Origin of the sequence: Kitasatospora sp. NPDC002551 (assembly GCF_040296005.1) — a bacterium.
GTDB lineage: Bacteria > Actinomycetota > Actinomycetes > Streptomycetales > Streptomycetaceae > Kitasatospora.
In genome coordinates this window covers 31558-44575 of the sequence record NZ_JBEOWI010000017.1, presented here as the reverse complement: position 1 = coordinate 44575, position 13018 = coordinate 31558, and the positions used below count along the sequence as shown (strand labels likewise).

The following is a 13018-nucleotide window of genomic DNA, read 5'->3' as shown; positions in this document are numbered from 1 at the left end:
GCACCCGGGCCGGGCATTCCCGGCCCCGGATCCCTTCGTACGACCGTCACACCGCTCAACGCGGCGGTCACGCTGTTCAACGCGCCGGCCACGCCGTTCAACACGGCGGTCACACCCGCCCCGCCGGTACCGGTCAGTCCTTGATCCGGCGGAACAGGCCCTCCTGCACCACGGATACCACCAGCCGGCCGCTGCGGTCGAAGATCTCGCCGCGCGCCAGGCCCCGGGCGCCGTGGGATATCGGGGACTCCTGCTGGTAGAGCAGCCAGTCGTCGGCCCGGAACGGCCGGTGGAACCACATCGCGTGGTCGAGCGAGGCCATGTCGAAGTGCCGGGTGCCCCAGAGCGGCTCCACGGGGGCTCGGACGGCGTCCAGCAGGGTCATGTCGCTCGCGTAGGTGAGCGCGCAGACGTGGATCAGCGGGTCGTCCGGCAGCTCGCCGTTGGTCCGCAGCCAGACGCCGCTGCGCGCCTCGACACCGGCCAGCTCCTCGGTGCTCCAGCGCAGCCGGTCGACGTAGCGGATGTCGAACGGCTGGCGGCGGCTGATGAACGGGGGCAGCTCGCCGAGCCGGGAGCCGACCTCCTCCAGCGCGCTGGGCAGCGTCTCGGGGGCCGGCACCTCGGGTACCGGGAACTGGTGCTCGATGCTGTCCGGCTCCGGGGCGTGGAAGTCGGCGGTCAGCGCGAAGATCGACCGCCCGCCCTGGATCGCCAGCACCCGGCGGGTGGTGAACGAGCGGCCGTCCCGCAGCCGGTCCACCTGGTACACGATGGGCACGCCCGGCACCCCGGGACGCAGGAAGTAGGCGTGCAGCGAATGGACCGGCCGGTCGCCGTCCACGGTGCGCCCCGCCGCGACCAGCGCCTGACCGGCGACCTGTCCGCCGAACGTGCGCTGGAGCGCCTCCTCGGGGCTGCGCCCGCGGAAGATGTTCAGCTCGATCTGCTCAAGGTCCAGCAGCGCGACGAGATCGTCGACCGGGGTACCCATGGAACACGTCCTCTCCGGGCCGCCGCCCGGCCGGAGGTCTTCCGCCCGGCTGCCGCGACCCGTTCCTCTCGAATTCTCCAGCTCAATCGAATTCCTCAGCGAGCCGGGGCATTCCCGGGATCGGGGCCGCGGACGCCGATTCACTCGAACGAGGTCGAACACGGCGCACAGGTGGACGGGCGCACCACCGGGCCCCAGCACCCCCGAAGCACCGGACCCCCGCCCCCGAAGCGCCGCAGCACCAGCAGCACCGCAGCACGAAACCCGGACCCCAGCCCCCAACCCCCGGCGCCCGCACTCAGAGCCCCGACTGCCGCACGGTGATGTTGAGCCGCCCGGTCAGCCCCAGCGCCGGGTCCGCCGTCCCCGGCAGCGTCCGCGTCACGCCGTGGTACGCGAACCGGGCCGGACCGCCGAACACCAGCAGGTCCCCGCTGCGCAGCTCCAGGTCGGTCCACGGCCTGGTCCTGGTCGCGGTGTTGCCGAGCCGGAAGACGCACGAGTCGCCGAGCGACAGCGAGACCACCGGGGCGTCCGCCCGCTCGTCGCGGTCCTGGTGCAGGCCCATCCGCGCCCCGTGCGGGTAGTGGTTGACGATCGCGATGTCCGGCGCGTAGCCGGCCGCGCCCGCGATCCCGCCGACAGCGGCGCCGTACGCCTCGGCCACCGCCCGCCGGGCGAGCGCGCCGAGCTCGGGCGGGAACGGCTTGACCGGCGCTCCGTCCTCGGCCACCCGCCGGTATCCGTACGGGTACCAGTGCAGGCCCAGGCCGACCATCCGGACGGACATCATGCCGCCGGTGGGCATCCGGACGGTGTGCATCCCGGCGGGCGGCCGGGCCCACGCCCGGCAGGCCGCGACCAGCCGCCGCTGCGCCGCCGCGTCCAGCCAGCCCGGGAGCAGCACCGCGCCGGGCGCCGGCTCGAACCGCCCCCGCCCCGGACCGGCGCCGTCCGCACCGCCGAAGCCGAACAACTCGCCCTGGGTCACTCCCCCATCCTCGCGCACCGGTCCGACACCGGCCCCGGACGGCGGAGCGGCCCGCACGCCGCCGGCCGCCCTCCCGGGTGCGGGAGGGCGGCCGGCGGACCGGGCGTGCGGATCAGACGGCGAGGGTCTGACCCGGGAGGATCAGGTTCGGGTTGCCACCGATGACCTTGGCGTTCTTGCTGTACAGGTCGTGCCAGTCGACGCCCTGGGCGGCGGCGATGGTGCTCAGGGTGTCGCCGGCCTTGACGGTGTAGGTGCCGTTGGCCTTCTTGGCGTCGTTCGAGGTCCAGCCCTTGCCCGACTTCGCGGTCGTGTCGGCCTTCGGCGCGGCGGCGGCCTTGGGGGCCTCAGCGGCCTTCGGGGCGGCCTTGGGAGCCTCGGCGGCCTTCGGCGCGGCCGGCTTCGGGGTCGCGGTGGCGGCCGGGGCGGCCGGCTTCGCGGCGGGGGCGGCCGGCTTGGCGGCCGGGGCGGAGGTGTCGACCGCGGCCGGGGCGCCGCCCTTGGTCAGACCGGCCCTGACGGAGCAGACGGGCCAGGCGCCCGGGCCCTGCGAGGCGAGGACCTTCTCGGCGACGGCGATCTGCTGCGCCTTGGTGGCCAGGTTGGCCTGCGGGGCGTAGGCAGTGCCGCCGAAGGCGGCCCAGGTGCTGGAGGTGAACTGCAGACCGCCGTAGAAACCGTTGCCGGTGTTGATGGCCCAGTTGCCGCCGCTCTCGCACTGGGCGACGGCGTCCCAGGTGGAGACGGAGGCGGCGGAGGCCGAGGTGGCCGTGACGAGGCCGGCCACCGGCAGGGCCGCGACAGCGGCGCCCGCCACGACAGCCATCCGGACGCGGTTGCGCTTGGTGGCGGAGGCGGTGGTGGCAGCGGCGGTCTCGTGACGGAAGGTCATGGGGTTCCTCTCGACAGCCCCGGGCGGGCATGCGGAACCAAGCCCTGGAAGGGGACTGGAATCGCTCGCCGCGTCCGTCGGGCGGCCGGAGACGTGTCGGACGTCCCGCGCCGCCCCGGCCACCCGCCACGCACCGGCGACCTGTTCGAGCGGTCGCATCGGCGGGCACGGCCGGCGCCGGAGGAAACCGGCGGGCTGTGCGTCGGGGGTGAACCCGGGTGGTGCTCGTTGCACCGCCAATGAAGCTACGAGTCGGCCGCCTGGGAACCAAACACTTTCGGGTCTCCCCAGCTCAGCAGGGGGTTACCGCCGGTAATGACCTGGCATTCATGTCCTTAATGTCCGTTTTAGGCGTCATTTCCTAGATCAAACATCCGCAGGCCGTGGGCTACCTCACACCGGCATTCCGGCACTCCCGCCACCGAGATCGACACATTGCGATGCCACCGGCACCCTCCGCGATCGAATCCGAGGCAATTCCCGTCAGCCCGGCACCCCACCCGTGACCCCTGCCACAAGGGCCCGTTGGTAAGGGCGGCCGGGGCGCCCCCGTCTCCGGCTCGAACAGAGCCGGCCTTCCACCCCTCCCCTTCGACCCCCGACACCGCACCGAGGAGAAACCCAGTGCCGCGCATGCTCGACGTCAGCGACGAGGTCCGTTCCGAGATCGGCGACGACGAGGCCGACCGCCTGCTCGGCGGCGCCCACGCACCCGACAGCTACGAGTGCACCTCCTGCCGCACCCCCGGCGACGCGTTCCAGGAGCCCACCAGCACCGTGCTGTTCGTCGGCGAGGAGACGGCGGTGCTGGCCTTCGCGCACGCCCGCTGCATCCCCTCCCAGGTGGTCCCGGTCTCCGAGGAGCAGCTGGCCGGCGCCGTCCGCAGCATCAGCGAGTCCCAGGGCGCCCCGGCCGCCGACGCCGCGCCCGTCCCCCCGCAGCCGCCGGTGCGCGTGCCGGCCCCGGACGCGGCCTCCGCCCCGGCGGACGGGCGGCCCGTCGCTCCCGGCCAGGCCGCGATCCTCGGCATCACCTGCGGGCTGGTCCTGCACGGCGACACCGGCCACGCCTCGCTGGTCGTCGAGCCGACCGGGCCGGTCGGGCGCCCGGGCAACACCTCCGGCGAGGACGAGTTCCTCGACCTGCTCCAGGACGCGGGCTTCCAGCCGGTCACCGACCTCGACAAGACGCCCGACCAGCTGCCCGGCTGGTCGGTGCTGGTCGCGATGGGCAAGCTGCACGCGATCCTCCAGCCCGCGGCGGCCGGCGGCAGCACCGGCTGGTGGCAGGCCCACCAGCCGCTCCAGGTGACCGACGCCTGGCGGTTCGCCGCCAACCAGCTCGGCGAGGTCACCATGTACGCCGTCCCGGCCGGAACCGTCGGCCGGCAGCCGCGCGAGGACCTGCTGCGCCAGGCGCTGGAGCGGGCGGTGGCACTCGGCCAGGTGGTCGCCGCCTCCCTCCCGCTCGCCGGCACCTGAGCCGCGCCGCGCCTCCGGGGGCGGCCCCACGGCCCCACCCCGCCCCCGGGGCGGCCCCACGGCCCCACGGCCCCACCCCGCCCCCGGGGGCGCCCACCCGCATCCCCCGGGCGCCCTCGCTCGTTGGGCCCTGCGTGTACAGCTACGACGTCCCCGCCTCCCCCCGGCGGTCCACCACCGCCTCCCGCCCGATCCCGGGCATGCGCCCCTCGTACGACGCGGAGCACCCGCACTCGGCGACGCCGATCTACGACGAGCTGTACTCCGAGTACCGCCGGCTCTTCCGCGCCCTGCCGGGCGACCGCTCGGGCGAGGAGGACCTGGCCTTCACCGGCTTCGCCGTCCGGGACACCGCTCCGGCGCGCACCGACCCGCGCCCGTACCCGCCGCAGCACCAGGCCTTCCAGACGTACGCGGGACAGGCGGTCGGCATCCCGCAGTTCATGCCCAGCCGGCCGGGCGGAGCCGACCAACCCGGGCAGCCGGACCAGCCCTTCGGCCACACCGGCCACACCGGCCACCCGCACGACCCTTTTGGCGCCGCCGGCACCGGCCACCCGGCGGGCCCGTACCCGGCCGGCTTCCCCGCCACCCCCGCCCCCGGCCGTCCGGCGGGTGGCCACCCGGGCGGCGCCCCGTCGGCCACCCCGGCGGGCTCCCAGGCCGGCAACGGCCAGGGCTGGGTCGCGGCCGGCTACCTCGGCCCGGTCCCGCCGCCGGTGCCCGCGCCCGCCCCGGTGACGGTCCCGGTTCCGGCGCCCGCCCCGGCGGTGGGCGCCGCCTTCGGCCACGGCGCCCGGGGCACGGGCGGCGGTGGTCGCCACCGCAGCCTGCTCTCCCTCCCCCCGGGCCGCGGCGGCGACCACCGCTGACCCCGCGCACGAACCGCACACCGCGCACGGCGCACCGAAAGACCGCCCGAACCGCCCCCGCACCGCCCGAACCGCCCGAACCACCCGCACCGCCCGCACGAACGAAGGGGCCCCGCCGCCCGGTCCCGAGACCGGCCGACGGGGCCCTTCCGTCAGCTGCTGCCGTTACTTCCTCTTCCGCTTCTCCCGCACCCGCACCGAGATCGAGATCGGCGTGCCGACGAAGCCGAACTCCTCGCGCAGCCGGCGCTCGACGAACCGCCGGTAGCCCGCCTCCAGGAAGCCCGAGGCGAACAGCACGAAGCGCGGCGGACGGATGCCCGCCTGGGTGCCGAACAGGATGCGCGGCTGCTTGCCGCCCCGGATCGGGTGCGGGTGGGCGGCCACCAGCTCGCCGAGGAAGGCGTTCAGCCGGGCGGTCGTGATGCGGGTCTCCCAGCCCTCCAGCGCGGTCTCGATCGCCGGGACGAGCTTCTCCATGTGCCGGCCGGTCTTCGCCGAGACGTTGACCCGCGGGGCCCACTGCACCTGGACGAGGTCGCGCTCGATCTCGCGCTCCAGGTAGTAGCGGCGCTCCTCGTCGAGCTGGTCCCACTTGTTGTAGGCGATGACGACGGCGCGCCCGGCCTCGACGGCCATCGAGATGATCCGGGTGTCCTGCTCGGCCAGGGTCTCGCTGGCGTCGACGAGGACGACCGCGACCTCGGCCTTGTCCAGTGCGGCGGCGGTGCGCAGCGAGGCGTAGAAGTCGGCGCCGGCGGTCAGGTGGACCCGGCGGCGGATACCGGCGGTGTCGACGAACTTCCAGGTCTTGCCGCCGAGCTCGATCATCTCGTCGACCGGGTCGCGGGTGGTGCCGGCCAGCTCGTTGACGACCACCCGCTCCTCGCCGGCGACCTTGTTGAGCAGGCTGGACTTGCCGACGTTCGGCCGGCCGATCAGCGCGATGCGGCGCGGGCCGCCGGGGGCGGCGTCGCCGAAGGTCTGCGGCGGGGCCTCGGGCAGCGCGGCCATCACGGCGTCGAGCAGGTCACCGGAGCCGCGGCCGTGCAGGGCCGAGACGGGGTACGGCTCGCCGAGGCCGAGCGACCAGAGGTAGGCGGCCTCGGCCTCGGTGGACGGGCCGTCGACCTTGTTGGCGCAGAGCACGGTCGGCTTGCCGGCCCGGCGGATGATCTTGATCAGGGCCTCGTCGGTGTCGGTGGCCCCGACGGTGGCGTCGACGACGAACAGCACCGCGTCGGCCTGCTCGATGCCGAGCTCGGCCTGGGCGGCGACCATGGCGTCGATGCCGAGGACGTCGATCTCCCAGCCGCCGGTGTCGACCACCTTGAAGCGGCGGCCGTTCCAGGCGGCCTCGTAGGTGACGCGGTCGCGGGTGACGCCGGGCTTGTCCTCGACGACCGCCTCGCGGCGGCCGATGATGCGGTTGACCAGGGTCGACTTACCGACATTGGGGCGGCCGACGACGGCCAGCACCGGCAGCGGGGCGTGGCTGCCGTCGCCGAGGCCGTCGACGTCGTCGAGGTCGAAACCCTCCTCGGCGGCGAGCGCCATGAACTCGGCGTACTCGGAGGCGTCCAGCTCGCCGTGGCCGGCGGTGGAGTGCTCTGCGGTCATGTTCGTACTGTCCGTTTCCCGGCCCGGCCCTTCCCAGGGACGTGCCGTGCGTACCTGCCCCACCGGGGCAGCGCGAATGGTTCCGGGTGCCACCACGGCACCCCGTTCATCGGATGATGACCGACCGGTCTCAAGGCCCCGGGGGGGCTCAGACGGTCGACAGCGCAGCCCCGGCCCGCCCCGCCACGAGCGCGGTGATCCGGTCGATCACCTGCTCCAGGGTGAGCGCGCTGGTGTCCACCAGGACCGCGTCCGCGGCCTGGGTGAGCGGGGCGGTCTCCCGCGAGGAGTCCGCCGCGTCCCGGCGCGCCAGGTCGGCGGCCATCGCGGTGATGGTCGCCTCGTCGACGCCCTTGGCCCGCAGCTCGGCGGCCCGGCGCTCGGCGCGGGCCGTCTCCGAGGCGGTCAGGAAGATCTTGACGGTGGCGTCCGGGAACACCACGCTGCCCATGTCCCGGCCCTCGGCGACGATGCCACGGGCGGCGACCCGGGCGCAGCCGCGCTGCAGCTCCACCAGGCGGGCGCGCACCGCCGGCACCGCGGCGACGGCGCTGACGTGCGCGGTCACCTCGGGGCCGCGGATCGGGCCGGCGACGTCCCGCCCGTCGACGGTGATGGTCGGGCCGTCCGCGTCCGTGCCGGACACGATCACCGGCTTGCCGCACGCGAGGGCCACCGCCTCCGGGTCGTTCACGTCGACGTGGTTGGCCAGCATCCACCAGGTCATCGCCCGGTACATGGCACCGGTGTCCAGGAAGCTCAGGCCCAGTCGGGCGGCGACCGCCCGGGAGACGGTCGACTTGCCGGAGCCGGAGGGTCCGTCGATGGCGACGACGACCGGGGCGTGCGCTCGGTCGGCAGTGTCCACGGCGCGAACCTCTCTCTGAATCTCTGAGCATGGCAACCCGAAGGACGGGGAAGCCGGGGATGGTCTCCCTCAAGGTTAATGGACCGCCGACCCACCCGGCCCCGCCGGTGGCGCTCCCGCCGGACCGGCCCCCGCACCGGCCCCCGGAGCGCCCCGGCGCCGCCCGCTCAGTCCCGCACGCTCCACCCGCTCGCCCGCAGCGCCGCCGTCAGCGGGCGCACCGCCGCCGGCGCCACCGACAGCTGGACGAAGCCCACCTGCTGCCCGGTGGAGTGCTCGATGTCGACGTCCTCGATGTTCACGCCCGCCGCGCCGACCTCACCGAACAGCCGGCCCAGCTCGCCCGGCTGGTCGCCGAGCACCACGGCCACCGTCTCGTACCGGGTGGGCGGCGCCCCGTGCTTGCCGGGGATCCGGGCCTGCCCGGTGTTGCCGCGCCGCATGACCGCCTCGATGCCCTCGGCGCCGCCCCGCCGCCGGTCCTCCTCGGCGGCCTGCAGGGCGCGCAGCGCGGTGACGGTCTCGCCGAGGTCGGTGGCGACCTCCTCCAGCACGTCGGCGACCGCGCCGGCGTTGGCGGAGAGGATGTCCACCCACATCGCGGGGTTGGAGGCGGCGATCCGGGTCACGTCCCGCACGCCCTGGCCGGAGAGCCTTATGGCGGTCTCGTCGGCCTTCTCCAGCCGGGCGGCGACCAGCGAGGAGAGCAGCTGAGGGGCGTGCGAGACCAGCGCGACCGCGCGGTCGTGCGCCACGGCGTCCATGACGATCGGCACCGCCCCGCAGAGCGCGACCAGTTCGAGGACGGCGTTCAGCGTCTCGGTGTCGGTGTCGGCGGTTGGGGTGAGCACCCACGGCCGGCCCTCGAAGAGGTCCTCGCGGGCGGCCAGCGGGCCCGAGCGCTCCCGCCCGGCCATCGGGTGGCCGCCGATGTAGTGGGTGGTGTCGCAGCCGAGCGCGGCGACCTCGGCCCGCGGGCCGGCCTTCACGCTGGCGACGTCGGTGTAGCAGCGCGCCAGTCCGCGGCGCTGGCAGTCGGCGAGCACCTTGCCGACCAGCGCGGGCGGGACGGCGATGATCGCGAGGTCGACCGGCCCGTCGGCGGGCTCGGTGGTCCCGGCGCCCAGCGAGGCGGCGGTGCGGGCGGCGTCCGGGTCGGCGTCCTCCAGATGGACGGTCAGGCCCCGTCCGGTGAGGGCGAGCGCGGCGGAGGTGCCGATGAGTCCGGTACCGACGACGGCGGCGGTGCGCATGGTGGGGTGGTTCTCCTCACGGAACGGCGCGGAACGCGGTCGACTGGGTGGAACGGGTCGGCCCCCATCCTGCCCCATCACCCCCGCCGGTACCGCAACCGCACCACTACCCCCGGCCGTCCCCCTCACGCGGGCGCGCCACCGGGGCGCCCGCCGCGCCGCCCGCACGCCGCCCACGGCGGAAAGCCGGCGACGCGGGCGGCACCGCACGGCAGGATGGGCCGCCGACGGTACGCGACGAAGGGGTTGGCCGGGTGAACGATCAACACAGCAGCGACCAGCATCGACCGCACGACGACGGCACCGGCCGGAGCACGGTGCCCGCCGTGCCCTCGGTCCTGGACTCCGTGGTCGTCCACGCGGCCGGCGCGGTCTGCCGCCGCCGGGCCCGGACGGCCCTGCCCCCGGGCGGGCGGCTGCGGCTGACCGGCCTGCCCGAGGGGCTCGACGAACGCTCGCTGCGCGCCCGGGTGCTCACCGGCCCGGCCGGCACCGCCGTCACCGAGGCCCGCACCGAGGCGCTCGCCGAACTCCGCGAGGCCTCCGAACTGCCCGAGCTGCAACGCCGGCTGGCCGCCGCCGAGGAGCACGCCGACGCGCTGCGCGAGCGGCGCCGGCTGGTCCACGCCGCCGTCGTCGAGACCCGCGCGCTGCGCGCCGTCCCGCCGCCCCGGCGCCGTGACGAGCCGTTGCGCCGCACCCCCGCCGACGCCTGGCTGGAGCTGGCCGAGTTCGTCGACGAGCGCCTCACCGCCCTCCACGAGCGCGCCGAGCGGCTCACCCGGGAGCTCGAACTCGCCGACCACGAGACCCAGGTGCTCGCCGACCGGGTGGCCCGGGCGTCCTCCGCCGGGCGGCGCGAGGCCGTCGGGACCGCGCGGACCGCCCTGCTCACCCTCACCGCCCCCGAGCGCTCCGCCGACGACTCCCCCGCCGTCGAGATCGAACTGGAGTACACCGTCCGGGCCGCCCGCTGGGTGCCCTCCTACCGGCTCTCCTACCGCCAGGGCGCCGACACCGGCCGGCTGCTGCTGCGCGCCTCGGTCGCCCAGCAGACCGGCGAGGACTGGACCGGCGTGCGCCTCGCGCTCTCCACCGCCGACCTCGACCGCCGCACCGAGCTGCCCAAGCTGCGCTCGCTGCGGATCGGCCGCAGCCAGCCGGCCCCGCCGCCGTCGGGCTGGCGCGAGCCCCCGGCCGGCCTGGCCGACCTGTTCACCGGCTACGACGCGGCCGGCCCCCGCCCGGTGCCGTCCGGCCCCCGCCGGATGCACGCCGGGTCCGCCCGGCCCGTCGGCGCGGCCGCCGAGCCCCGGCTCTCCGCCCCGGTCAGCCCGGCCGTCGCCGCGCCGCTCCCGCCCCCGGCCGCCGCCCCGGCGCCGCAGCCCCCGGGCGGGCCCGCCCCCCGGGCCCGCGCCCGCACCGGCGGCCTTCGCTCGGCGGACGAGGCCGGCGGGGCCGGGCAGTCGGTCGCCTTCGCCGGCTACGGCGGGCCCCCGCCCGCCCCCGGCGCCCCGTTCCCGGCCGAGGAGGCCCTCGCCAGGTTCGACGCCCCCGCCCCCTTCACGCCCCCGCCCGGCCCGCCGGTCCCGGACGAGCTGCTGCTCGACTACCCCGCGCTGGAACTCTCCGGCCCGGACGCCGCCGCCCGGCGCGGCACCCTGCACCACCCGGACGACCGGCGCGCCGCCGGCCGGCCCGCCCCCGGGCTGCCCCACCTCCCGCTGCCGCACCACGCCGTGCCGCCGCGCGTCTCGGCCGGCTCCTTCGACCACCGCTTCGACGCCGCCGCCCCCGCCGACCTGCCGTCCGACGCCACCTGGCACACCGTCACCATCGACGAGATCCCGGTGCAGGTGAGCCCCGAGTACGTCACCGTGCCCGCCGTCGAGGAGCGCGTCTACGCCACCCTGGTGATCACCAACGGCACCGCGCAGGCCGTGCTCGCCGGCCCGGTCGAGGTGACCGTCGACGACCAGTTCCTGCTCACCGCCGCCCTGCCCACCCTCGCCCCCGGCGGTGTGCGCCGACTGGGCATCGGTGTCGCCGAGTCGGTCGAGGTGACGCGCCGTACCGAGCTGCGCGAGTCCACCGCGGGCATGCTGAACAGCAGCACCGTGCTCGACCACCGGGTGCGCGTCGAGCTGGCCAACCGGCTCGGCCGCCCGGTCACCGTCGAGGTCCGCGAACGGGTGCCGGTCAGCTCCGACGCCGACATCCGGATCGAGGAACGCCCCGGCTGGCACGCCCCGGACGAACCGTCCACCGAGTGCCCGCCCAGCACCCGGCTCCGGCGGGTCGAGCTGCCGCCGGGCGGCCGGGCCGAACTGGACGCCGGCTACCAGATCAGGATCCCGGCCGGAAAGGCCATCGTCGGCGGAAACCGGAGGAACTGAACGTGACCGTCACCCCCCTCCCCCCGCGGCCCGCGACGCCGCTGCCCGTCACCGCCGTCACCTGCCTGGAGGACCGGGCCCAGGTCGAGCGCACCGCCACCGCCGAGCTGGCCGCCGGCGTCCAGCGGCTGCGGCTGGGCCCGCTCACCGCGCTCGCCGTCGACCGCACCCTGCGCGCGGAGTCCGACACCGCCGGCGTGCGCGTCCTGGACGCCCGGATCACCCGCGTCTGGACGCCGCGCGCCCCGCTGCCGCCCGGCCCGGAGGACTCCGCGCTGCGCCACCGCCTGCACGAGCTGGACCGGCGCGACCTCGCCGAGAAGGCGCTGGCGCAGCGCCTGGAGGCCCGGCTGGCGCTGCTCGCCCAGCTCGCCGAAGACCTGCTGCGCGAGGTCGGCGAGGGCGCCGGCGTCGGCGAGGTGGAGCGGACCCGCTGGCACCGCGAGCTGGAACGCGTGGACGCCGAACGCGAGCGCCACGGCGAGGAACTGCGCGCCACCCGCTCCCGGCTGGACCGGCTGGAGGACGAGCGCAACGCGGCCTTCGCCGCCGCGGCCGAGGCCGAGGAGGAGCCCGCCGAACTGCTCGCCCACCTCGACCTGACCGTCGAGGCCCGGCAGGCCGGTCCCGCCCGGCTGAGCGTGCACCACCTGGTGCCGTGCGCCCTGTGGCGGCCGTCCTACCGGGCCACCCTGGCCGACGGCGTGCTGCGGCTGGAGTCCGAGGCGGTGGTCTGGCAGCGCACCGGCGAGGCCTGGACCGGCGCCCGGCTCACCTTCTCCACCGCCCGCTCCGCCCTCGCCACCGAACCGCCCGCGCTCGCCGAGGACGTGCTGACGCTGCGCGAGCGCACCGCCGAGGAGCGGCGCACCGTCGAGGTGGAGCTGCGCGAGGAGACGATCTCCGAGCTGCGCCCGGACGGTGCGCTGCCGGGCGTGGACGACGGCGGCGAGGTGCGGGTGCTGACCGCCCCGGCGCCGGCCACCGTGCCCTCCGACGGACGGGCGCACCGGGTGCCGCTGGGTTCCTTCGAAGGGGCCGCGCACAGCGAGTACGCCTGCGCGCCGGAGCTGTCGCCGCTGGTCACCCAGGTGGTCCGGTTCCGCAACACGGCCGGGCACCCGCTGCTCGCCGGGCCGGTCGAACTGGTCCGCGGCAGCGGCTTCACCGGGCGCGGGCGGCTGCCGTTCACGGCGGCCGGCGCCGACGCGGAGCTGTCCTTCGGCAGCTCGGACGGCTACCGGGTGGTGCGCGAGACCGACGAGCGCCGCTCCACCGCCGGGCTGAGCCAGCGGTCGGTGACCACCCGCACGGTGCGGCTGCACCTGTCGCGGTTCTCCGGCCCGGAGGAGCGGGACGAGCAGCTGGTCGCGGTGCGCGAGCGGGTGCCGGTCTCCGAGGTGTCGGCCGTGGAGGTGCGGCTGCGCAAGGAGGAGTGCTCGCCCGCGCCGGACGCCTTCGACGCCGAGGGCGTGGTCCGCTGGGACGTCCCGCTCGGCCCGGGCGCCCGCCGCACGCTCACCCTGGTGTACGAGATCTCCGCCTCCGGGAAGGTCGCGGGCCTCTGACGGCGGGCGCCCCCGGAGGAGCCACGGGGCCCGGGCGCGCGAACCGCCGTCCGGGCGCCCGCCCCGGCCCGGCCGGAGCGGG

10 protein-coding genes are annotated in these 13018 nt (G+C 76.2%); 4 read left to right on the top strand and 6 right to left on the bottom strand.

Translation table 11 applies throughout. From position 1 onward, the window contains the following. Window positions 1-133 precede the first annotated feature (133 nt). The 3 genes from ABT093_RS17040 to ABT093_RS17030 form a co-directional block, all read right to left on the bottom strand. Complete coding sequence (locus tag ABT093_RS17040; RefSeq protein ID WP_350564925.1) at window positions 134-994, bottom strand: acyl-CoA thioesterase; 861 nt, start codon at window positions 992-994, stop codon at window positions 134-136. Window positions 995-1292: 298 nt separating this feature from the next. Next, the gene (locus ABT093_RS17035; RefSeq protein WP_502884241.1) at window positions 1293-1985 is read right to left on the bottom strand and encodes an alpha-ketoglutarate-dependent dioxygenase AlkB family protein; all 693 of its coding nucleotides are present in this window, start codon (window positions 1983-1985) and stop codon (window positions 1293-1295) included. A gap of 112 nt (window positions 1986-2097) precedes the next feature. Then, on the bottom strand, window positions 2098-2877 hold the full coding sequence (locus tag ABT093_RS17030; RefSeq protein WP_350564923.1) for a transglycosylase family protein: 780 nt from the start codon (window positions 2875-2877) through the stop codon (window positions 2098-2100). Window positions 2878-3501: 624 nt separating this feature from the next. On the opposite strand from ABT093_RS17030, the gene ABT093_RS17025 reads away from it, so the two are divergent. Next, window positions 3502-4359 carry a DUF8842 C-terminal domain-containing protein gene (locus ABT093_RS17025; protein ID WP_350564921.1) on the top strand — a complete coding sequence of 286 codons (858 nt, stop codon included), beginning with the start codon at window positions 3502-3504 and terminating at the stop codon, window positions 4357-4359. Between the two features lie 134 nt (window positions 4360-4493). Beyond that, window positions 4494-5231, top strand: coding sequence for a hypothetical protein (locus ABT093_RS17020; protein WP_350564919.1), 738 nt, complete (start codon window positions 4494-4496; stop codon window positions 5229-5231). 165 nt (window positions 5232-5396) lie between these two features. Here ABT093_RS17020 and der read toward each other — a convergent pair whose 3' ends face one another. The 3 genes from der to ABT093_RS17005 all read right to left on the bottom strand — a co-directional run bounded on the left by der (window position 5397) and on the right by ABT093_RS17005 (window position 8972). Continuing rightward, the gene (gene der, locus ABT093_RS17015; RefSeq protein WP_350564917.1) at window positions 5397-6851 is read right to left on the bottom strand and encodes a ribosome biogenesis GTPase Der; all 1455 of its coding nucleotides are present in this window, start codon (window positions 6849-6851) and stop codon (window positions 5397-5399) included. Between the two features lie 148 nt (window positions 6852-6999). Further along, on the bottom strand, window positions 7000-7719 hold the full coding sequence (gene cmk / locus ABT093_RS17010) for a (d)CMP kinase (RefSeq protein ID WP_350564916.1): 720 nt from the start codon (window positions 7717-7719) through the stop codon (window positions 7000-7002). A gap of 167 nt (window positions 7720-7886) precedes the next feature. After that, window positions 7887-8972, bottom strand: a complete 1086-nt coding sequence (locus tag ABT093_RS17005; protein ID WP_350564914.1) for a prephenate dehydrogenase — start codon at window positions 8970-8972, stop codon at window positions 7887-7889. A 254-nt stretch (window positions 8973-9226) separates the two neighbouring features. Between ABT093_RS17005 and ABT093_RS17000 the strand changes: the two genes are divergently transcribed. After that, complete coding sequence (locus ABT093_RS17000) at window positions 9227-11368, top strand: DUF4139 domain-containing protein (RefSeq protein ID WP_350564912.1); 2142 nt, start codon at window positions 9227-9229, stop codon at window positions 11366-11368. A gap of 2 nt (window positions 11369-11370) precedes the next feature. Next, on the top strand, window positions 11371-12936 hold the full coding sequence (locus ABT093_RS16995; RefSeq protein ID WP_350564911.1) for a DUF4139 domain-containing protein: 1566 nt from the start codon (window positions 11371-11373) through the stop codon (window positions 12934-12936). Window positions 12937-13018 lie beyond the last annotated feature (82 nt).

Excerpts from the sequence above, each read along its gene's own strand:
- ABT093_RS17040 (WP_350564925.1), bottom strand. The coding sequence starts at position 994 with ATGGGTACCCCGGTCGACGATCTCGTCGCGCTGCTGGACCTTGAGCAG.
- ABT093_RS17030 (WP_350564923.1), bottom strand. The coding sequence starts at position 2,877 with ATGACCTTCCGTCACGAGACCGCCGCTGCCACCACCGCCTCCGCCACC.
- der (WP_350564917.1), bottom strand. The coding sequence starts at position 6,851 with ATGACCGCAGAGCACTCCACCGCCGGCCACGGCGAGCTGGACGCCTCC.
- ABT093_RS17005 (WP_350564914.1), bottom strand. The coding sequence starts at position 8,972 with ATGCGCACCGCCGCCGTCGTCGGTACCGGACTCATCGGCACCTCCGCC.